The sequence below is a fragment of the Winslowiella toletana genome (assembly GCF_017875465.1).
In the GTDB taxonomy this organism is placed as follows: Bacteria; Pseudomonadota; Gammaproteobacteria; order Enterobacterales; family Enterobacteriaceae; genus Erwinia; species Erwinia toletana.
In genome coordinates this window covers 3483926-3505056 of sequence record NZ_JAGGMQ010000001.1, presented here as the reverse complement: position 1 = coordinate 3505056, position 21131 = coordinate 3483926, and the positions used below count along the sequence as shown (strand labels likewise).

The 21131-nt window shown below is 53.9% G+C and carries 19 protein-coding genes; 8 read left to right on the top strand and 11 right to left on the bottom strand.

The window, feature by feature from the left end; translation table 11 throughout:
* Positions 1–169: 169 nt before the first annotated feature.
* The 5 genes from J2125_RS16235 (at position 170) to fic (ending at position 6112) form a co-directional block, all read left to right on the top strand.
* Positions 170–961, top strand: coding sequence for a MipA/OmpV family protein (locus J2125_RS16235; protein ID WP_017800773.1), 792 nt, complete (start codon positions 170–172; stop codon positions 959–961).
* 12 nt (positions 962–973) lie between these two features.
* The gene (locus J2125_RS16230) at positions 974–1660 is read left to right on the top strand and encodes a response regulator transcription factor (RefSeq protein WP_017800772.1); all 687 of its coding nucleotides are present in this window, start codon (positions 974–976) and stop codon (positions 1658–1660) included.
* A 1-nt stretch (position 1661) separates the two neighbouring features.
* On the top strand, positions 1662–3038 hold the full coding sequence (locus J2125_RS16225) for a HAMP domain-containing sensor histidine kinase (protein ID WP_017800771.1): 1377 nt from the start codon (positions 1662–1664) through the stop codon (positions 3036–3038).
* Between the two features lie 173 nt (positions 3039–3211).
* The gene (locus J2125_RS16220; protein WP_017800770.1) at positions 3212–4798 is read left to right on the top strand and encodes a methyl-accepting chemotaxis protein; all 1587 of its coding nucleotides are present in this window, start codon (positions 3212–3214) and stop codon (positions 4796–4798) included.
* A 213-nt stretch (positions 4799–5011) separates the two neighbouring features.
* Positions 5012–6112, top strand: a complete 1101-nt coding sequence (fic, locus tag J2125_RS16215; RefSeq protein ID WP_017800769.1) for a protein adenylyltransferase Fic — start codon at positions 5012–5014, stop codon at positions 6110–6112.
* Between the two features lie 46 nt (positions 6113–6158).
* On the opposite strand, the gene J2125_RS16210 is transcribed toward fic, so the two are convergent.
* The 3 genes from J2125_RS16210 to J2125_RS16200 all read right to left on the bottom strand — a co-directional run bounded on the left by J2125_RS16210 (position 6159) and on the right by J2125_RS16200 (position 9230).
* Positions 6159–7568 (bottom strand): sugar porter family MFS transporter, encoded by a 1410-nt coding sequence (locus tag J2125_RS16210; RefSeq protein WP_017800768.1) that lies wholly within the window; start codon positions 7566–7568, stop codon positions 6159–6161.
* A 332-nt stretch (positions 7569–7900) separates the two neighbouring features.
* Positions 7901–8248 carry a hypothetical protein gene (locus J2125_RS16205; protein WP_017800767.1) on the bottom strand — a complete coding sequence of 116 codons (348 nt, stop codon included), beginning with the start codon at positions 8246–8248 and terminating at the stop codon, positions 7901–7903.
* Between the two features lie 82 nt (positions 8249–8330).
* A complete protein-coding gene (locus J2125_RS16200; protein WP_017800766.1) occupies positions 8331–9230 on the bottom strand; it encodes a LysR family transcriptional regulator in 900 nt (299 codons plus the stop codon).
* A gap of 133 nt (positions 9231–9363) precedes the next feature.
* On the opposite strand from J2125_RS16200, the gene speB reads away from it, so the two are divergent.
* Both speB and J2125_RS16190 read left to right on the top strand, forming a co-directional pair.
* The gene (gene speB / locus J2125_RS16195; RefSeq protein ID WP_017800765.1) at positions 9364–10326 is read left to right on the top strand and encodes an agmatinase; all 963 of its coding nucleotides are present in this window, start codon (positions 9364–9366) and stop codon (positions 10324–10326) included.
* A gap of 12 nt (positions 10327–10338) precedes the next feature.
* Positions 10339–11427: an iron-containing alcohol dehydrogenase family protein gene (locus tag J2125_RS16190; RefSeq protein ID WP_017800764.1), complete on the top strand. Its 1089-nt coding sequence runs from the start codon at positions 10339–10341 to the stop codon at positions 11425–11427.
* 34 nt (positions 11428–11461) lie between these two features.
* Here J2125_RS16190 and J2125_RS16185 read toward each other — a convergent pair whose 3' ends face one another.
* The 7 genes from J2125_RS16185 to argH are packed head-to-tail and all read right to left on the bottom strand — an operon-like array spanning position 11462 to position 18493.
* The gene (locus J2125_RS16185) at positions 11462–12817 is read right to left on the bottom strand and encodes an MmgE/PrpD family protein (RefSeq protein WP_017800763.1); all 1356 of its coding nucleotides are present in this window, start codon (positions 12815–12817) and stop codon (positions 11462–11464) included.
* Entirely contained in the window at positions 12814–13695 is an 882-nt protein-coding gene (locus J2125_RS16180; RefSeq protein ID WP_017800762.1) for a polysaccharide deacetylase family protein, read from the bottom strand. The genes J2125_RS16185 and J2125_RS16180 overlap by 4 nt, the downstream gene beginning before the upstream one ends.
* Positions 13688–14536 carry a polysaccharide deacetylase family protein gene (locus J2125_RS16175; protein ID WP_017800761.1) on the bottom strand — a complete coding sequence of 283 codons (849 nt, stop codon included), beginning with the start codon at positions 14534–14536 and terminating at the stop codon, positions 13688–13690. Before J2125_RS16175 ends, J2125_RS16180 begins: the two co-directional genes overlap by 8 nt.
* Positions 14537–14538: 2 nt before the next feature.
* Complete coding sequence (locus J2125_RS16170; RefSeq protein WP_017800760.1) at positions 14539–15360, bottom strand: ABC transporter substrate-binding protein; 822 nt, start codon at positions 15358–15360, stop codon at positions 14539–14541.
* A gap of 21 nt (positions 15361–15381) precedes the next feature.
* Entirely contained in the window at positions 15382–16146 is a 765-nt protein-coding gene (locus tag J2125_RS16165; RefSeq protein WP_209499508.1) for an amino acid ABC transporter ATP-binding protein, read from the bottom strand.
* Positions 16147–16158: 12 nt separating this feature from the next.
* Positions 16159–17037, bottom strand: a complete 879-nt coding sequence (locus J2125_RS16160) for an amino acid ABC transporter permease (protein ID WP_017800757.1) — start codon at positions 17035–17037, stop codon at positions 16159–16161.
* Between the two features lie 28 nt (positions 17038–17065).
* Positions 17066–18493 carry an argininosuccinate lyase gene (argH, locus tag J2125_RS16155; RefSeq protein ID WP_017800756.1) on the bottom strand — a complete coding sequence of 476 codons (1428 nt, stop codon included), beginning with the start codon at positions 18491–18493 and terminating at the stop codon, positions 17066–17068.
* Between the two features lie 171 nt (positions 18494–18664).
* On the opposite strand from argH, the gene J2125_RS16150 reads away from it, so the two are divergent.
* Positions 18665–19615: a LysR family transcriptional regulator gene (locus tag J2125_RS16150; RefSeq protein WP_026111647.1), complete on the top strand. Its 951-nt coding sequence runs from the start codon at positions 18665–18667 to the stop codon at positions 19613–19615.
* Between the two features lie 37 nt (positions 19616–19652).
* Here J2125_RS16150 and J2125_RS16145 read toward each other — a convergent pair whose 3' ends face one another.
* Positions 19653–21005, bottom strand: a complete 1353-nt coding sequence (locus J2125_RS16145) for a HEAT repeat domain-containing protein (RefSeq protein ID WP_017800754.1) — start codon at positions 21003–21005, stop codon at positions 19653–19655.
* Positions 21006–21131: the final 126 nt, after the last annotated feature.

The window sequence follows — 21131 nt, the reverse complement described above, 5'->3', positions numbered from 1 at the left end:
CTTGCGCTGGATCAAATTAACCACGAAAAGCCGCGCAGCGGCAGCGGGGTTAATATCAAAATCGCTTCCCTGCCCCCGTTTCAGGCATAACGCAATGTGGTAAGTAATCTGTAAGTCTGATCGCCCTAAAGTTGCTGCGAAAATTTAATCCGCCGCTTAAGGAACGATTGTGAAGCAAACTTTTCCAACCATATTATTGCTGGGCTCACTGTTTCTCTATTCAGGTTCACTTTATGCGGTTAGCAACTCCGCCGCTCAGACCAGTGGATTTACCCTGTTCAGCGATCAACCCAACGTCACACAATGGGGAGTAGGTATTGGCGTTAAATATGAGCAGTCACCTTACCGCGATTATGGTTCAGAGTATTCGCCACTGCCGCTGATCTACGTTGAAAATAAATGGCTGCGGCTATTTGGCAATAACCTCGATATTAAAGTGGGCCGATGGGACAACCTGAAATTTGCCCTGCACAGCGAATATGCTTTCGGTGATGGTTATAAAGGATCGGATGCGCCGGTTCTGAACGATATGCAAAAGCGCAGCGGCGGATTCTGGGCAGGTCCGTCGGTAGCATGGGATACGGAAATCGTTACGCTGTATGCGGACTATTTATTCGCCGGTAATAAAGGACAAAAAGCAAAGTTAGCCGCCATCAGAAAATTTGACTACGGCGACGTCACCATTGCACCTTATGCAGATATTGTCTGGCTTAACGATAAATATGTTGATTACTACTATGGCGTCCGGCCTGCCGAAGCCCGTCCGGGTCGCGATGCTTATGATGGCAAATCAACTTACGCCTTCTCTGCGGGATTAAATGTCAGCTATGCGCTTAGCGCGCATCAGAGTCTGAGTCTTGATGCCAGTGTGACACGCTTCGGCAGTGGCATTGACGACAGTCCGTTAGTCGATAACACCACCATTCCGCAGGTTAGCGTTGGTTATCTCTATCACTTTTAGAGGGTAGAACCTATGTCACGCGTTGCGCTTATTGAAGATAATTTGCGGCTTGCCGGCATGATTGGTCAGGCGCTGTCGGCTGCGGGTATCGAAACCGACTATTTCCCCACCCTTTCGCAGGCGAAATATGGCCTTAACCAGGCGCGCTATCAGGTGATTATTATCGACCGCGGCTTGCCTGATGGGGATGGTCTCACATTTTTAAGGGAGTGGCGTGCGTCAGGCGAGATGACCGCCTGCCTGATGCTGACCGCACGCGATGCGTTACACGATCGCATCGATGGCCTCGAAAGCGGCGCCGATGACTATGTCAGCAAACCTTTTGCCATGAGTGAGCTGGTCGCCCGCGTGCGAACCCTGATGCGCCGCCCCGCCGAAACCATGGCGCTGACGCTGAGTTTCGCCAATATGACGCTTGATCCGCAACAACAGATGCTGCATTGCGCCAGCAAATCGATTTTACTCTCCTCACCAGAGCTGCAAATTATGCAGACGCTGGTGCAGGGGAAAGGGCATACCGTGCGCCATGCCACCCTGGAGCATGCCGCGTGGGGTCTGGCTGATGCGGTCACGCCTAATGCACTGGAAGTGAGCGTCCATCGTCTGCGCAAAAAGATGCTGCGCGTCGGCGTGCTGGCGAAAATAGTTAACGTCCGCGGCGTCGGCTTCGCCCTGCTGCCGCTGGAGTTAAACGATTAAAATGCGACTTAATAGCATCAGTTACTGGAGCCGCAGCCTGGCATTCAGATTATGGGTAACCAGCATTGCCGTGCTGTCGATCAGTCTGACGGTGATTGTCAGTCTTATCCTGTATATGTTCAGCCACTCACCGCTGCAAATGTGGCAGATGAAAGACAATCAAGACACCGCGGAAAGTGTGGCTGCAGGGCTGCAATATAATCCGCAGGGTCAGCCAACGGCAATCCAGGTGGATAAACGAACGGCATGGCTGTTTGATGTGGCGTCAACCGAGTTTATGTACCGGGTGCTGGATAAATCAGGCCGGGTGCTGCTCTCTTCGCATAGTGATATTTACCATTTCCCGACGGAAGATCTGCTCTCTTCTTCAGCAGTGGGCGCTCACCGCCAGGTCAACTTTAATCATCGTCCATTCGATCTCTATAGCCTGAAAATTTATCATAACGAGCGGCCGTTTTACGTGCAGACCGCCACCAGTAACTATTTTGGTGAAACGGTAGTGGATATGAAACTGGACCCGCTGCCAAATATCGCCGCAATTACCGTATTAATCGCGGTTATCGGTTTTGGCCTGACGTTTCCCTTTACCATTCGTATGGTGCTGCGCCCGCTGAATAGCGCCTCAAAGGCGGCCATGTCGATTACGCCAGCAAATTTAACCACCCGTCTGGGTGAACAAGAGATGCCCAGCGAAATAAAACCGCTGATTGGTGCGTTTAATCAGGCGCTGGAAAGGTTAGAGACCGGCTTCAGCGCCCAGCAGCAGTTTCTCGGATCCGCCGCTCATGAGCTACAAACCCCGTTAACGCTATTAAGGGGGCAGATTGAGTTGCAGCCTGAAATTAATAACAAAGATCTGCTGTTTCGTGAAATCGACCTGATGGCAAGGCAGGTACGACAGCTTCTGCATCTGGCGGAAGTCAGTGAATCACAAAACTATCTGTTTGATAAAACCGATATTATCGCCGTTACCCATGACGTTGTTGACTATCTGGAGCTGAAAGCGGCAAACCATCAGGTGCAATTGCAGATTGAGGCGCCGGAAACCCTGCCGCCAATTAACGCCGACGAAAGCGCGCTATTTATTTTATTAAAAAACATCGTCGAAAACGCCATTAATGTCACGCCAGCAAATCAGGAAGTCACGGTGGTGGTTGAGGCCAGTGCCATCCATATTCAGGATAACGGCCCGGGTATTCATCATGATGATTTTCCCATGCTGTTTAAACGCTTCTGGCGTGCGGCGAATGCCAGCACTGAGGGAACCGGTCTCGGCCTGGCTATCTGTAAAGAGATTGCGCAGGCGCACAAATGGCAAATCACCGCGCATAATACGCCACGCGGCGCCGAGTTTATTATTCATTACTCTGCCCGGTAAATCAGCCGTCACAAAAACTTCATAAACAGCGTTTTTATAATTCACACCAGACACTTACAGCTAATTCCTCCAGTTTTCCACTGGCGGGCAGATTAAAGTCGGGTCTCTGCGCAGTCGATATCCCAGTGGCGCACGATCTTGATCTCTATTTAACCCGGGAAATACTGAACGCTATGAAACTAAACCATCTCACCATCGGGCAACGCCTCGGTCTGCTGGCGGCTATTCTGCTGCTGGCGACCCTGTTTATCGGCATGCGCGGTTTGTCCGTTAACGCCGACGGACTGGCGCATAACCAGAGTATTCTGGCGACCGAAAAAATCATTTCAGACAGCATCGATACCGCGCGTAATGCGCAGGTGCAGTTCAAGATTCAGGTGCAGGAGTGGAAAAATACCCTGTTGCGTGGCACGCAGGGGCAGGAACAGTTCGATAAATACCAGAAAGCCTTTACTGAACAGAGCCAGAAAACCCAGGCACTGCTGGATCATCTCAGCAAACTGCTGCCGCAAATTGGCATCAGCACCAGCGAGGTGGTGAAGACCCGTAGCCTGCACGCCGAACTGGAAAAGCATTATCTTTTGGCACTGCAACAATATCATATTCAGGATGCAACCAGCCCGCAGCGGGTGGATAAGCTGGTCTCCGGCATCGACCGTGAACCCACGCGCATGATTGATGAGATGGTGGCCAGCACGCTGAAGCAGGCCGCGCTTATCCGTCAGCAAACCGATGCGCGCAACCTTGCGCTCTATCAGCAGACCCGACTGATGCTGATGCTGGCAATGGCGTTGACGCTGGTTGCCGGTTTTATCATTACCTGGTGGCTGATTCGCAGCATCACCCGCCCGCTGGCGCAGGCGGTGGCGATCGCCCGCACCGTGGCCTCCGGCGATCTTCAGACCACTATCACCGTGAGTGGTCGCGATGAGACGGCGGAGCTGATGCAGGCTTTACAGGAGATGAACAGCAATCTGACGCGGATTGTCGCCGGTGTCCGTTCCGGTACCGAAACCATCGCCACCGCATCCAGCCAGATCGCCATCGGTAGCCGCGAGCTTTCCGCGCGTAACGAAGCCCAGGCCAGCGCAATCGAAGAGACTGCTGCATCAATGGAACAGCTGACATCAGTAGTGAAAAATAACGCCGACAACTTACGTATCGCCAGTGATATTACCCGTGAGGCCAGCTCTGCCGCCGATCAGGGCGGAGAAGTGGTGGAGCAGGTGGTGCAGACCATGAGCGAAATCAACCAGTTCTCCAGCGAGATGAGCAGCATTATTGGCGTGATTGACAGTATCGCCTTCCAGACCAATATTCTGGCGCTGAATGCGGCGGTCGAAGCGGCGCGCGCTGGCAGTGAAGGACGCGGTTTCGCCGTGGTAGCGGCTGAAGTGCGGGCGCTGGCGCAACGCTCAGCAACAGCAGCGAAAGAGATTGGCGCCCTGATCGATAACTCGGTAACCCGTATCAATCAGGGCAATACGCTGGTGAAAAGTGCGGGCGGTTCAATGGCGGAGATTGTTGGCAGCGTGCAGCGTGTCAGCCAGCTAGTGGATACCATCTCGATGGCCAGTAACGAGCAGAGCACCGGTATTGATCAGGTCAATGTCGCCATCACCCATATGGATTCCGCCACCCAGCAAAATGCCACTCTGTCGCAGGAATCCTCTGCGGCGGCCCATTCGATGCAGCAGCAGGCGGAACAGCTGCTGGAAATGGTCAGAGTGTTTAAGTTGCGGGAAGATCGTATCGGCTAAGGCATTTAGGGATAGGTTTATGACATCGACATGTTTTAAAAACGTGTCGATAAAATCGATTTTTATCGACATATCACTGAGGCATGTTTATGGTATCGACATTAGGCTCAGGATATGTTGATAAAATCAGTTTTTATCGACATATCATTGAGACATGTTTATCCCATCGACAGGTTCCGTGAAGCTGTCGATAACTGCAAGAGGGTTAAACCTATGTCATGGGATGCTGAAAAACCCTTTAACCAGCTGCCACTGTTACCACCACAAGCTGAACAGCTGGAGTCTGTAACCGTACTCAAAGCCTGTATTAAAGCCCGTGCGGCGCTGGCTGAGCTTAAACAGGCTGGCGAGTTGTTGCCTGACCAGGGGCTATTGATCAATCTAATCCCGTTGCTGGAAGCAAAAGACTCCTCCGAAATTGAAAACATCGTTACCACCTCAGACAAGCTTTTTCAGTTCTCGCAGGAAGAGAGTCAGGCGGATCCGGCCACTAAAGAAGCATTGCGCTATCGTACTGCACTCTATGATGGCTTTAAAAATGTGCATGAACGGCCTCTCTGTGCTTCGACGGCGGTAAAGATTTGCCGGACGTTAAAAAATGCAGAGATGGATATCCGCCGGGTGCCAGCTACAAGATTAGTCAGCAGCGATCAGCGCGTGGTTTATACGCCTCCTGAAGGGGAAAGTGTTATTCGCGATCTGTTGAGTAACTGGGAAAATTTTATTCACGCCGAAGATGATATTGATCCTCTGGTGAAAATGGCGATTACCCATTACCAGTTTGAAGCCATTCATCCCTTTCCGGACGGTAACGGCAGAACGGGGCGTATTCTCAACATCCTGTTTCTGATAGAAAAGCGATTGCTGACCCTGCCAATACTCTATCTGAGCCGCCATATCGTCAGCCATAAAGCGGATTATTATAATTTGCTACGTGGCGTGACCGCTTCTGGTGAGTGGGAGCCGTGGATTCTGTTTATGCTGAAAGCTGTCGAAGAGACCTCAATATGGACCACGGCGAAAATCGCCGCCGTACGCGAATTGCTGGCGCTAACCACAGCGCATATTCGCCAGTCGCTGCCCAAAATCTACAGCCATGAACTGGTGCAGATCATTTTTGAACAGCCTTATTGTCGTATATCGAGCCTGATCGATAATGGCATCGCACGACGCCAGACGGCATCAGTCTATCTGAAACAACTGTGTGAAATTGGCGTTCTGAATGAAATTACCTTTGGTCGCGAGAAGCTCTATGTCCATCCTAAGCTAATACAGTTGATGACAAGGGATGAGAATGCGCTGGTGGCTTACTGAGTAATAGCGCTATTTCACAGCAATAACTGTGACATAGCGCTGTTTATTATAAGCCAATATCGCGCAATTTAACCCCCGACATGAGTTTCTTCTCAATCTGCTCCAGAGTGACATTTTTCGTTTCCGGGACCAGGGCGAAAGTAATAAATACGAAACTGATATTCAGTGCGGCATAAAACCAGAAAGTGGCGGCAGCGCCGAAGGTATCAATCAACGTCAGGAAGGTGGCGCCAATAATCATATTGGACACCCAGTTGGTGGTGGTGGAACAGGTGATACCAAAATCACGTGCTTTCAGCGGCTGAATTTCTGAACATAAAATCCACACCACTGGCGCGGCGCTCATGGCGTAGCCAGCAATACACATCATTGCCATGCCAACCGAAAGCCAGGAAAGACCGGGTGATGCATGCCCGATACTCAGCGACATAAAACAGAACCCCAATATCAGCGTGCCCAGCGCCATCACACTGAAACCCACTTTTAGCGCGGGTTTGCGCCCCACTTTATCCACGGTAAATACCGCGATAAATGTCGCCAGCATAAACGTCAGGCCGACCACAATGGTGGCGATCATCTGCTGTTCAGTGCTGGTAAATCCGGCCATTTTAAATATCTGCGGCGCGTAATACATAATAATATTCATGCCGGTAAACTGCTGAACCGCCTGCAATAACATACCAAGAAATACCGCACGCCGGACATTCCGGTTAACCTTAAATAACCCCCAGCCGCCCTGCTTCACCTTGAGGCTTTCTCGGATCTCGTTGAGTTCATTGCGGGCTTTTTCGGAGGTATCTCGCAACATGCGCAGCACCTCTTCCGCCTCAATATGACGCCCTTTTGCCGCCAGCCAGCGCGGGCTGTTGGGCAGAAAGAACACCAGAATCATCAGTACCACTGCTGGCAGCGCCAGAACGCCCAGCATACCGCGCCAGTTGCCGCTGTAACTAAAAGCGGTATCGGATAAAAAAGCCATCAGAATACCCAGCGTTACCATCAGCTGATACATACTAATCATCTTACCGCGAACATTTTCGGTTGCCATTTCAGAGAGATAAAGCGGTGCCGTATAGGATGCAATGCCCACCGCGACGCCGAGCACCACCCGCGCCGCCATCAATATTTCAACGTTCTCTGCCAGAGCCGAGCCGAGGGAACCGACAATAAACAGCACCGCTCCCGCCATCAGACTGTATTTACGCCCCAGCTGTGATGACAGCCAGCCGTTTAACAGTGCGCCAAGCGCCGCACCGAGCATCATGGTGCTGACCACCCACTCCTGCTGGCGACTACTGAGGGTAAAATGCTCAGTTATAAAAGGGAGTGCACCGGAGATAACGCCGATATCGAGGCCAAATAATAATCCCGCCACTGCCGCAGAAACGGAGACAAACAGATTCATGCGCCGGGTATTTTTCGCAATGATCCCCACACCATCACTTACGTATGACATTGTGACAACTCCTGAGAAATAAAATAATTCATCAGGTGTTACGTTACAGGAGCAGCGTTTTCACGCTACGGCATGAACATCTGAAGACATGGACATAATAGCTATGACATAGCATTGTGTGATGGACATTGCATTTTGCGGTTGTTTTTCTGCAGGGCGATCTTAAAATAAGTTCTTGATATTAAATAAACAAAATAAAAGATTCATTAAACCGGCAAATTCATGGATTAAACTGCTATTAATATATGGAGGAAAGTGACTATTTTAGCTGATTTGTCATGATGGCTGATGATGGTAATACGCTTTTCAAAAAAACCAAAAATATCATAAAGTTAATCAATAATTGCCGTGGGCTTTTCCGTTTCTGGCGACCAACAGCCACCACTGCCATGGTATGTTTCGGCACCTAAAACAAACTGAGTCTGGCAGCGGTTACATAAAAAATGGTAATCCACAATATCCCCCCATGTCATACCTTCGGCACACTGTTTGAAACTATACTGATTCCACTGCGATTGCGATTCAGCTTCAGAGATTATCCCCTCGCTGACCGCCTGAGCGGCAATACGGATCGCCTTACGCAGATCCGCCGGTGTACGGATAATGTATTTAACGCAAAGATCCTGACAGTATGGGCAACTCATTTTTTTCTCCGTAAAAAGCGCCACAGGTTTGATCATGCGGCCTCGCGTTTCAAGACGAACAAATGTCAAATCCTCTTGTGTTGCACAGCAAACAAGCTGATGGTGAATAACACAGGCACTACAATCCCACCGCCACCCGCACTTTTACCAGGTCGCGGAACGCCCTGATTAGCGTTTCCCGGCTGCGTCCACGGCGGAAAATCAGTGAGAACGGCGCCTGATAGCTAAACTGTTGCGGTAACAGGCGTTTTAGCTGGCCCTGCTCCACCCAGGGTTGCGCGCAATGCTCAGGCAGATAGCCGATATATTTGCCTGACAGGATCAGAATCAGCTGCGCTTCAATGCTCTCGACCGAGGCGGCGCTGGCTTTAAAGCCGCGGCGCGCCAGCTCGGCCTGATTCCAGTAACTGCGGGTGACAAAACCGTAGCTATGCAAATCACCAGTATCCTGTTCAGCGCGGTTAAACAGCTGATGGCTGTCGCTACAGTAGAGCCAGTGTTGCTCGTGATGCAGCGGCAGCGTCACCAGATTATTCACATTGACCGGAAAATGGCCGATAGCCAGATCGAGCCGGTTATCCAGCACCTGCTGCTGCAATTCATTGGGATCGCGCACTGAGAGGTTAAGATACACCGCCGGGAAGCGCTCACTAAACTGGTTGATGCTCTCCGCCAGTCCCAGCCGCCGGTCAGTCGACAGGGAATCGACCACCCCCAGCGAGAACACGCCGCCCTGCTCGCTTTTCAGCCCTTCCACCTGACGATCAAAGTCCGCCAGCGTACCGAGTAATTGCAGGCTGTACTGCAAAAACTGTTCGCCGCGAGGGGTCAGCGAAAAGCCGCCGCGACCACGCTGGCACAGTACAAATCCCAGCCGCTGCTCCAGCTCGCTCATATAACCGCTGATCGCCGGAGTAGTCATGTTCAGCTCCTGCTGCGCGCGCGAGTAACCCTGGCAGCGCGCCACGGTGGCAAAAATAGTCAGCAACTTCAGGTTTGGCAGGCGGTTGACGCTCACGGACTCTCCCTCGGCCTGGCGGCTAATTAGTTAAGTAATCTCTGAACTGATTATTTACTCTCAATGATTTTTTCTCAAGCTTATCCGGCAGATGATGGCTGATGCCCTTTTCACCTTCCGGAGGCCACACCTGATGCACCCGAACAGCGATAACGACTTTCCACAGCCGCAGAGCGGCAACGATATGCCCCGTTTTGCCGGACGCGGCACCATGATGCGTCTGCCCGCCGCTGAACGCCCCGATGGGCTGGATGCGGCGTTTATCGGCATTCCGCTCGATATTGGCGCATCTCAGCGTGCCGGCACCCGCTACGGGCCGCGAGCGATCCGCGCCGATTCAGTGATGATTCGCCCGTACAATATGGCAACAGGCGCTGCGCCTTTCGATTCGCTGCGTGTGGCGGATCTCGGTGATGTGCCGATCAACACCTATAATCTGCATAAATCGGTGCAGATCATTGAAGACTATTACAGCGAACTGAATGCTTTTCCGTTAGTGCCGCTGACACTGGGTGGCGATCACACCCTGACGCTACCGATCCTGCGTGCGCTGGTGAAAAAGCATGGCCCGGTTGGTTTGATCCATGTTGATGCGCATACCGATACCAATGATGAAATGTTCGGTGAAAAAATTGCCCATGGCACCACCTTTCGTCGCGCGGTAGAAGAAGGTCTGCTTGATCTGCAGCGGGTAGTGCAGATTGGTCAACGTGCGCAGGGCTACGATGCCGGCGACTTTCAGTGGGGTGTCGATCAGGGCTTCCGCCTGGTGCCTGCGGAAAAATGCTGGTATCAGTCGATGACGCCATTAATGGAACAGGTGCGTGCGCAGATGGGCAGCGGCCCGGTCTATCTCTCGTATGATATCGACAGCTTTGATCCCGCCTGGGCGCCCGGCACCGGCACGCCGGAAGTGGGCGGTCTGACCTCGATTCAGGGGCTGGAGATCGTGCGTGGTTGTCGTGGCCTGAATCTGATTGGCGCAGACCTGGTCGAAGTGTCTCCGCCTTACGATATCAGCGGCACCACCTCGCAGCTGGCCGCCAATATTCTTTATGAAATGCTCTGTGTATTACCCGGCGTAAATTACAACTAAATAAGGTCAGGCATGTCTGAACAAAATCTGGTTTTCCCTGCGCGCGTGCTGCGCGGTGCAGGCGTTATACAGCAGTTAGGTGGTATCTGTCGTGAGCTGGGGCAGCGCGCGCTGCTGATCGGCGGTCACCAGGCGTTGCAGGCCGTCGAACCGCTGGTGCGTGCGCAGCTTGCTGACGCACAAGTGGAGTTAGTCGGCAGCGAATGGTTTGGCGGTGAAACCTCGCTGCGGCAGATCGCCCGTCTTGGTGAACGGGCGAAGGCGCTGAACGCCGATATGATTATCGCCACTGGCGGCGGTAAATCGCTGGATACCTGTAAAGCGGTGGGTGCGGAACATAATCTCCCGCTGGTCACCATTCCTACGATCGCCGCCACCTGCGCCGCCGTCACGCCGCTGAGCATTCGTTATGATGACGAGGGTAATTTCTACGATATTTTCCCCCTTCCCCAGGCGCCAGCGGCAGTAATTATCGATAGCCAGCTGCTGGCTCAGGCGCCGGTGCGCTGGCTGGCCGCAGGTCTTGGCGACACGCTGGCGAAATGGTATGAATTCCGCGCCGTCAGTCAGCGCCATCCACCCGCAGGCGCTAATGAGAAATCATCACTGGCGCACAGCCTGATCTGCTATGAAGTGATAGCCGAACATGGCCCGAAAGCCTGCGCCGCAGTGCGTAACGGGCAGCCGGATCAGCATCTCGATCAGGCGCTGGATGCGATTTTCACTTTTGCTGGTATGACTTCGCTAATGAGCAACGGCGCGCATATGGCGGCGTCACATGCGATTTATGAAGGCTTTACCTTCTGTGATAAAACCCGCGAGTATGGCCATGGCCTGCTGGTCGGCTACGGCAATCTGTGCCTGCTGGCGCTGGAAAACCGTAGCGATGAAGAGCTGTTGCGCGAAATGATGCTGGCGCATCAGTGCGCTATCCCGCTAACGCTGGCGGCGATTGCCGACCTCACGGCGGAAGAGATGGCGGTGATTGTGCATGAGTCGGTGGCAACGTCAGATATGAAAAATATGGCCGAGCCAGTTAGCGAAGCGGCGCTGTATCAGGCCATGGCGCGGGTGGAAGCGCTGGCAGGTAGTCACTTCTGACAGAATGCCCATATCCCGCGATATGGGCTAATCCTTACTTCAGTAACGCCAGCAACTCACTAACATCCGCCTGCTGCTCCAGCGTCAGGCAGTAGTCCTGCAACGCACTGGTTTGTTGCGGCGTAAGCACCCGCTGCGCCAGCTGGGTAAACTTATCCAGCAGTGCGGTATCGCTTAACGGATTGGTCGGCGCACCCAGCGGCACGGCAATATGCTGGCGCCAGCGTTCGCCCGTCAGCGTCTCCAGTTCAACCACCGGCTCATCGCTGCTGCCCTGCTGCGTATCAATATGCAGTTCAATGCGCGTCAGCATGGCGGCAACCTCACTGCTGGCGCGTTTATCGCTGTCATAGGCATCCAGTCCGGCATGGCCAAACAGCACTCGCGCCGCCAGCGCATAGGGCAGACTCATCTGCGCCGCCGCCAGGCTTTGCAGATCGCTATTGCCACACATATCCAGCAGGAACGGATTAAGGTACACATTAATACGCGCGATCTGTTCAGCGCCACAGTTGTGTTCAGCCATCAGCAGACCAACGGCATCAATCGCCGAATGGGTGCCGCGACAGGAAGCATAGGGCTTAATCGAGCAACGATTGAGCTTCCATACCTGCCCCAGTTCCGCCGTTAATGCGGCTGGCTGGCGGCTGGCTGGGGCAAAGGTTTGCAGAAAACCACCCCAGACATCGTCAAAGGTCTGGCCAGGGCCGGTGATGCCTTTGGCCGCCAGCAGTGCAGCTAACACGCCCCCTTCCGCCGCACGTCCGGCATGCAACTTCTTACTCTGCGAACCATCATGGATAAAGCCCCATAACCCGCTGCTGAAGCTGGCGGCAATCCCCAATGCCTGCGCGGTTTGGTTCTGATTTAACTGAAGTAAAGAGGCGGCGGCGGCGGCGGCGCCAAATACGCCACAGGTAGCAGTGGAGTGCCAGCCCGCTTCATTATGCGGCGCATAGCCACCACAGGCTTCCAGCACCCGGCGGCCCACGTCATAGCCCAGCACCACCGCAGTAATCAGCGCCTGACCAGAAACCGGCGCCGCACACTGTGGTATCAGCGCCATTACCGCCGGCAAAACCACCGCGCCAGAGTGATCGCAGCCACCGGTATCGTCCAGTTCATACATATGCGCCGCCACACCGTTTAGCCAGGCGGCATTGCGCGGTGAGGTTTGCCAGCCACATCCCCAGACGCTGGCCAGCGGCGTACAGCCTTCGGCGATAACCGTTTGCTGCACCGCCTGCGCGATCGGACTATTACTGCCCGCCAGGGTGGCGCCAAAGGTATCGAGAATATGACGTTTGGCGCGCTCCACCAGCTCTGGTGGCAAATCGTTATAACCGGTGCTGGCGACAAAAGCCGCCAGATCGTCCATTAACTGGCTCATGCGTTTTGCTCCATAATCTGTCGCTGGAAGATCTCTGCCGGATGTTCGGGCAGATTATCAGGCTGGGTTTGCCACCAGTCGGCGACCTCAGCAGCGCTGGCCATCCACACCTGCTGGTGTCCGGCGATAAAGTCCAGCAATTCACCCAGCAGACCGATGCGCCCGGCAGTGCCGATAATTTCCGGATGCAGACGCAGTACATAGCAGAGACCAAAACGGTGGAAGCCGCGAAAATCCAGCTTCATATTTTCTAACGTCTGCTGATAAGAGGCGATACGTGACTGGCCCGGCGGCACCGCCGGACTGAGGTTAAAGGCGAAATAAGGCTCGTCCTCCAGCTCATAATGCATCGGCAGTTCAACCAGCCGTGTCGCCGGATGGAAGTAGGGTAAATCGTCGCCGCGCCAGCTGGATGACCAGCGGATACCGGCCTCACTCAGCGCTGCCGCCAGCCCCGGTTTCCACTGTCCGGCTGGCGTGCGAAATCCTACCGGCCGCGCGCCGCCAGCGGCTGCCAGCTGGTCGCAACCCTGCCTGACGCAGGCGATTTGCTGTTCCAGCGTCAGCGTATCAAAATTCTGGTGGCGATCGCCGCTGCAGGCAATCTCATGCCCGGCGGCGACAATACGGGCGAACACCGCAGGATTTTCAGTCGCGACAATCGCTGGCACCAGCCAGCTGGCGCGCACATTTTTTTCCGCCAGCAATTTCAGCAGCCGATCAACACCGCGCAGCGTGCCGTAACGCCAGACCGATAAAGTTTTATCGCGTCCGGCCACCGCCGGGGTTTGCGTCAGAATGCCGTGAATATCGTTAAAGTCGATGGTCAGCACCACCGCCGATTGCTGCCCCTGTGGCCAGCGTGTTGCTTCAGTCATGCTGCTGCTCCTGCAGATACCAGTGGGCGACATCACGGCAGCGGGCAAACCAGACGTCGCGCTGACGCATATGGGCAATAAACTGCTCCAGCAGCAGAATTCGTCCCGGCTTACCGCTGATTTTGGGATGGAAAAGCGTCGTCAGACACAGACCTTCATCCATCGCACCATCAAATTCACGACACCAGTTATCCAGCGTCAGGGCATAGCTGGCGGTGCGATCCAGCCCTTTCGGAAAGTCCGGCTCGCGGGTGTAAGCCAGCGAGGCGTAATCATCCATTTCCCATTTGCCGGGGATCTCTACCAGCGGCTGCGTATAGCCCGGCACGCTGATGGCATAAGGCCGATCGTCACCGCGCATGCTGCTGGAGTAGATCACGCCCGCATCCAGCAATACACCAGGTGTTTCCTGATGCCAGTCGCCTGATGGCGTGCGAAAACCCTCGGCACGAATGCCGAGGCGCTGCCAGAAAATCTCGCGCGATGTCTCCATTACCTGACGCTGCTGATCGCCGTTTAGCGCGTAAAAGGACTCATGGCGATAGCCGTGATAAGCCACCTCATGCCCTTTTTCGACAATTGCGGCGCACTGCTGCGGCCACTGCTCAACCACCCACGCCGGAATAAAGAAGGTGGCGGGCACCTGATACTGCTCCAGCAGATCGAGGATTCTGCCCAGCGCACGAAACGGACCGTAACCACCGAAGGTGAAATACTCCGGTATTTGCCAGATGCTGCCGTTAAGCATCGCGTCGCCGGTTGGCCCGTCGAGATCAAACGCCAGCGCCATACAGCCCTGCTTGCCTTGCGGCCAGCGCGGGCGGACGTCAGGTACAGTCATGGTTATTTCCCGTTAACGGTCGCGGTTTTAATCGCGTTATCCGCCAGACCCCATTTGCTGAGGATTTTGACGTAGCTACCGTCGGCGATCAGATCATTGACCGCACCCTGTACTGCGGCAATCAGCGCCGGATCATTTTTATCAATCGCCATACCGGTAAGCTGGAAGGCAATCGACTGATCCAGGGGTTTATAGGTGTTTTTCTCCAGATCCATCACATAAGGCAGGGTTTCGCTGCCCTGCACCGCGCCATCCAGACGGCGCTGACGCAGCTGGGTGCGCGCATCGGCAGTACCTTCGGCGCCGACCACAATAATCGCCGGTTTGCCTTTGGCTTCGCAGTTAGCCGCGCTCCATTTGGCAATTTCCTGCGGGAAGGTGGTACGACGGCTGGTGCCGACTTTTTTACCGCACAAATCGGCCGCAGTGTTGATATCTTTGCGTGCCGCCAGGGTGTAGAACTGCGGGCCGGTCTGGAAATAGTCGATAAAGCTGACCACTTTCTGCCGCTCAGCAGTATCGGTCATACCGGACATCACCATATCCACGCGCTTCGTCGCCACAGCATTCACCATCTGTTCAAAGGCGATCTCCTGCCATTTGATTTTGACGCCCAGCTTCTCGCCAATGGCGTTACCGAGATCGACATCAACGCCAGTCAGGGTATTGGTGGCCGGATCCTTAAACTCCATCGGCGGGTAGTTCGGCATAATCGCCACCGTCAGTTCCCCTTTAGATTTAATCGCCGCTGGCAGTTCAGCGGCCCAGGCGGTGGATTGCAGCAGCAGAGCGGCGGCAACGGCAGAAAGCACAATCTTTTTCATCTGGATGTTCCTGGTTAGGGTTTAAAGAAGAATGGCGGAGATAAAGTTCTGCATCCGCGGATTTTGCGGATTCAGCAAAATGTCTTCGGGCGCGCCGCGCTCGATAATGCGACCTTCATCCATGAACACCACCTGATTCGCCACTTCCCGGGCAAAGCCCATTTCATGGGTTACCACAACCATGGTGGTTCCTTCTTTCGCCAGCGTACGCATAACGGCCAGCACCTCGCCGACCATTTCCGGGTCGAGCGCCGACGTTGGCTCATCAAACAGCATCAGCTTGGGTTTCATTGCCAGCGCGCGGGCAATCGCTACGCGCTGCTGCTGACCACCGGACAACGCCTGCGGATAAGCGTGGGCTTTATTCGCCAGCCCGACGCGATCCAGCAGCGCCATCCCTTCTTCGGTGGCTTCACGTCTGGGACGCAGCAGGACGTGCATCGGCCCTTCAATCACGTTTTCCAGCGCGGTTTTATGCGGAAACAGGTTAAAACGCTGGAATACCATGCCAGTTTGCAGACGCTGACGGGCAATCTGCTTGTCACTCAGCGAATGCAGTTTGTTACCGGCAATGCGATAGCCCGCCAGTTCGTTATCAATCCAGATTCCGCCCTGATCGATCTTTTCCAGCTGATTAATACAGCGCAGGAAAGTGCTTTTACCGGAGCCGGACGGACCGAGAATGCACATCACCTCGCCGTAGTTAACTTCCAGACTGACGTCTTTCAGGGCATGAAAGTGGTCAAAATACTTATTTACCTCAACCGCTCTGACGATATTTCTCATCGCGTAATCTCCTTAGTTACGGCGGCGCTGGCCGCGAGAGAAGTAGCGCTCAAGGCGGCTTTGCCCGAACGACAACACGGTGACGATAATCAGGTACCAGATACCGGCTACAAACAGCAGCTCCATTACGCGCGCATTGGCGTAGTAGATGTTCTGCGTGTTGTAGAGCAGCTCGGAGTACTGGATCATGCTCGCCAGACTGGTGGTTTTAATCATGCTGATAAATTCATTGCCCACCGGCGGTAAAATCACCCGCATCGCCTGCGGCAGAATGATGCGTTGCAGCGCCTGCAGACGCGGCATACCGATCGACTTCGCCGCTTCATACTGGCCGGTATCCACCGACAGCAGCCCGGCGCGCACCACCTCAGAGGTATAGGCGCCCTGGTTGATACTCAGTCCCAGCAGCGCCGCAACAAACGGCGTCATTACATTGACGGTTTCAATGCTGAATACGCCGGGAATCGAGATCACCGGAAACACCAGCGCCAGGTTAAACCACAACAGCAGTTGCAGGATCAGCGGCGTGCCACGAAACACCCAGGCATAGCCCACAGAGATGTAGTGCAGCACCGGGTTCGGCGACATATACATAATCGCCGCCACCACGCCAAACAGGATGCCCAGCGCCATCGCCAGAATCGACATCACCAGGGTGTTAACCACCCCATCGAGAATCGCCTGCGCGGTAAAGAACTGGCCGACAAATGACCACTCGATTTTGCCCTGCGAAAAGGCATGTACCAGCGAGGCCAGCAGCAGAATAATCACCACCGTGGCGGTAATTCGTCCGTAATAACGACGCGGCACCACCTGATACTGTTTGAGGTCGTAACTCTGTTCGGGCTGCTCGCGGCTTCCCGCCAGGTTAACGTTTTTCGAACTGTTCATTGCGGCTCCGGGGTTCAATGCTAAGGGTTTACAGACGAGGGCCCTTGTAAGCACTCACCCACTCGGCCTGCTGCTGAATACGCCCTTTCAGACGCTCAATCTGCTCACTGACGCGCGCTGGCGCGGTGCCGCCGAAACCGTCGCGTGAATGGATAGCGGCTTCCAGCGTCAGCGCCGTGCGCACTTCAGGCGTCAGGCGCGCATCCACTTCCGCCAGCTGCTGATCGGTCAGATCGGAGAGGCCATGACCATGGAATTCACACAGCTGCACCAGCTTGCCGGTAATTTCATGGGCTTCTTTAAACGGCACGCCGCGCATTGCCAGCCAGTCGGCCACTTCGGTCGCCAGGGTGAAACCTTCCGGCGCCTGCGCCAGCAGTTCCGCCTCATTAACCTTCATGGTTTCAATCATGCCAGCCATCGCAGGCAGTACCAGCAGCAGCGTGTCCACCGAATCGATGGCGCTGCGTTTGTCTTCACTAAGATCGCGGTTATAGGAGAGCGGCATCGCTTTCATGGTGGCGAGCATTGCCGTCAGATTGCCGATCAGGCGGCCACTGCGGCCACGCGTCAGCTCGGCGATATCCGGATTTTTCTTCTGCGGCATAATTGAACTGCCAGTGGCGTAGCTGTCGCTGATCTCAACCCAGCGGAACTGGCGTGAGGTCCACAGACAGATCTCCTCGCTGATGCGCGACAGATTGACGCCAATCATGCTGGTGATAAACAGGAATTCGGCGACATAATCGCGGCTGGCGACAGCATCAATCGAGTTCTCGCACGGCGCGCGATACCCCAGCTCCTGCGCCGCCAGCTCCGGACGGCGGGCAATCGCGGAACCGGCCATCGCGGCGGCGCCCAGCGGTGAGAAAGCGCTGCGGTTATCCCAGTCCTGAATACGTTCAATATCGCGCGAGAAAGATTGCGCATGAGCCATTAACTGATGGCCAAATACAATCGGCTGCGCCTGCTGCAGATGAGTAAAGCCCGGCGCAATGGTGCTGGCATGCTGTTCGGCCTGGCTGACCAGCGCCTGTTGCAGAGCCAGCAAAGCGGTAGTAATCCGGCGTACATTGTCGCGCAGGTAGAGGCGCAGATCGTTCACCGTCTGATCGTTGCGCGAACGTCCGGCACGCAGTTTGCCGCCCAGCGCGCCAAGGCGTTCAGTCAGCGCACGTTCGATAAAGGTATGCACGTCTTCATCGGCATAAATCGGATCCACTTTCCCGGCACGATAGTCAGCATCCAGCAGGTCGATAGCAGCGATCATTTCGCTGGTTTCCGCCTCGCTCAGCAGGCCAGCGCGCTGAAGTTCGTGAGCATGCGCCCGGCAGCCAGCCAGATCGTACGGAGCCAGAGCAAAATAGTACTCAGGGCTGCGCGACAGCGCGGTTAAGGCGGCAGCAGGCGGAGTTTTAAAACGGGCACCCCATAAACGATCGGCACTGTCAGACATAATTCCTCTCTCATTGCGCGGTTTCACCCCTGTCGTCATAAAATAAGGAAATCCTCTGACCGGGGTGCGAGTGATAATTAAAAGTTATTTTAATTTGCCAGCTGGTAATTAGCGGCTAATTCAGGTTCACTCTTACTTTCACTGTATTTCTTCCGGGGTTGAATATTTATTATGGAAAGTAAGGTTTCCAACACAGGAAACATGAATTATGCGCGCAGCGATAATTCATCAATGTCCATTAACAATGTCGATCTGAAGTTATTACGTGTATTTAAATGCGTGGTAGATTCGGGCGGCCTGACCTCGGCCAGTCATGAACTGAATATTGGTCTGGCGGCGATCAGCAAACAGCTTTCCGATTTGGAGATCCGTCTGGGAATGACTCTGTGCAGCCGCGGGCGTGAGGGCTTTGAGCTGACCGAATATGGCGTCACGGTTTATCAGGCCACGCTGGAGCTGTTCGCCTCTCTGAATAATTTTCGTGAACGCCTGCACAACAGCCGCAATGAGGTGCTGGGCGACCTGAATATCAGCGTGGTGGACAACACGATTTCTGACTCACAATCGCCGGTAACCAAAGCGGTGCAACAGCTACATAACGCTGCACCAAAAGTAAACATCCGCCTGCAAACCGCCCATCTTGATGATATAGAAAAGGGATTAAATGAGGAGCGGTTTAATTGCGCCATTGCGCCGGTATATGATAAAAAAAGTGAATTTGATTATTATTCTATTTATACCGAAACCTCGCATTTATATTGCAGTAATCAGCACCCCTTATTTTCACAGGAAAACACCAGCATCAGCCTCGAAATATTAAAGAATCAAAAAATCATTAATCACACCTATGTCACGCATCGCCATAACAATAAGCTGTTTGCCTTTAGCAGCAGTAAAATTCAGGCTGTGCAGGTTGAGGCGGTGGCGATGCTGATCCTTACCGGACATTTTATTGGCTACCTTCCGGCGCACTATGCTGAGCATTATGTGCAGGAGAAAAAAATGCGCGCGATTGGGCCAGATGAACTTCAGGTTAAAACGCCCTTCTGCCTGATAATTAAAAAAGGGCGTAAGATCAATCAGCTGATCACGCTGTTTATGGATGCGCTGGGGATTGGTTAAAGAGATGCACCGGAATGGGGCATTGCCCCGCCGCTAACTATGACGATAACAACTGCTGCAGATAATCTTTACCTTTGAATAAATCATCACCACAGCTATCAAGCAGAACCAGTAATTCTCTTTTTTGCCTTGCGTCAGGCTGCGTTCCACCACGGTTCGCTCTGACTTTCCAGCCGCTGAGCGCCTGTTGCGTTAATGACTTCTCAAAAATCGCTGCATTGTAGAGCAGGAAAATCAGACTATCCCACAGGTTTAAACTGCTGGTCAGAGCCAGACAAAGCCGTTGACGATCGGCGCAGGGATGCGTATCCAGCACCTGTTGAAGCTCGCCTGGCCGGAGAAAAAGTTTAAGTTTGATAAATTGCCGGCAAGCCATCCGCCCAATAGCTGACGATGGGCAGGAGATTGCCTCAAGTAATATTTCCCGCGCCTCCTGTTGCTGATGCCTGACAATTACCCGCAAAGCCACCCTGTACATCCCCGGCTGCTGGCTGTTCAGACTATTTAATGCCAGCGCCTCCACCGGAAGATATTTTTGCTCATCCAGACCGAGCAGCGCCACGCTCCTTTCAGTCACCTTGCGGCCAGTATCATTAAACACCGTCAGATAATGTTCTGTCGGTGACCACCCACCCGCTTTCAGCAGCCGGGCCGCACGCTTGCGTACCAGTTCGTTGCGATCCAGCAGTAACACACGCAGTAGCGGCAGCGACACCTCTGTTTTCTGGTTAATAACGTAATGCAGCGCTAACTGTTTGATGGGTGGGTAACTATCGCTGAGCAGTTCCTGCATTCTTTCAGTGGTTACGGCCGCGCAGCTGCTAAGAACTGCTCTGGCAGCCATCAGTCTGACCATACAATCCTGCTGCAGGCTGGCCTGCTGAAAAATCTTCCCCGGCGGGAAAAGCTGTTGTTCAATCAGCACTTGTGTCGCAATCCGGGCAATGTTTTTATGAGCAACGCAGACGCCATCCAGCAGCCTCTGCTGATGCTGCGGCAAAGATAAAAATTGGATTACTTCATCTACCAGCCGCTGATGATCGTCCCGTTCACCGTTGAGTAGCCGGTAAAAATCGGGCAGACAATCGACCAGTAGCCCGGCATCCTGCTGCGTGATATATCGCCGAATGCTCTGGCGCGCGGCTGAACGAACCGGAGCAGCCCAGTCATTGGCCCGCTCAATCAGCGCTGGCAGTGATGAAGGTTGATGCATATAACCCAGGCGTAGCACCACGCGCTGCCGGATACGGCCGTTATAATGGCGGGCTAATTGCTCAAGACGTTTTACCGGATGATGCTCCGTCTTTACCCACAGTCGGTAGTCCTGATTCGCAGCGTCAGCCATCAGTGCATCAAGCTGACGCTGTAAGAAAAAATCGCTTGCGGCCATACATTATCCTTAATCTGATGTCAGGTGGTGATAAGCTTACATGGAGTCAGACATTCAGTAGCGATTATTTTCCACGCAGATGAAAATAGCGCAAGCGAATGTTAAAAAGGTTTAACAAATTTATCC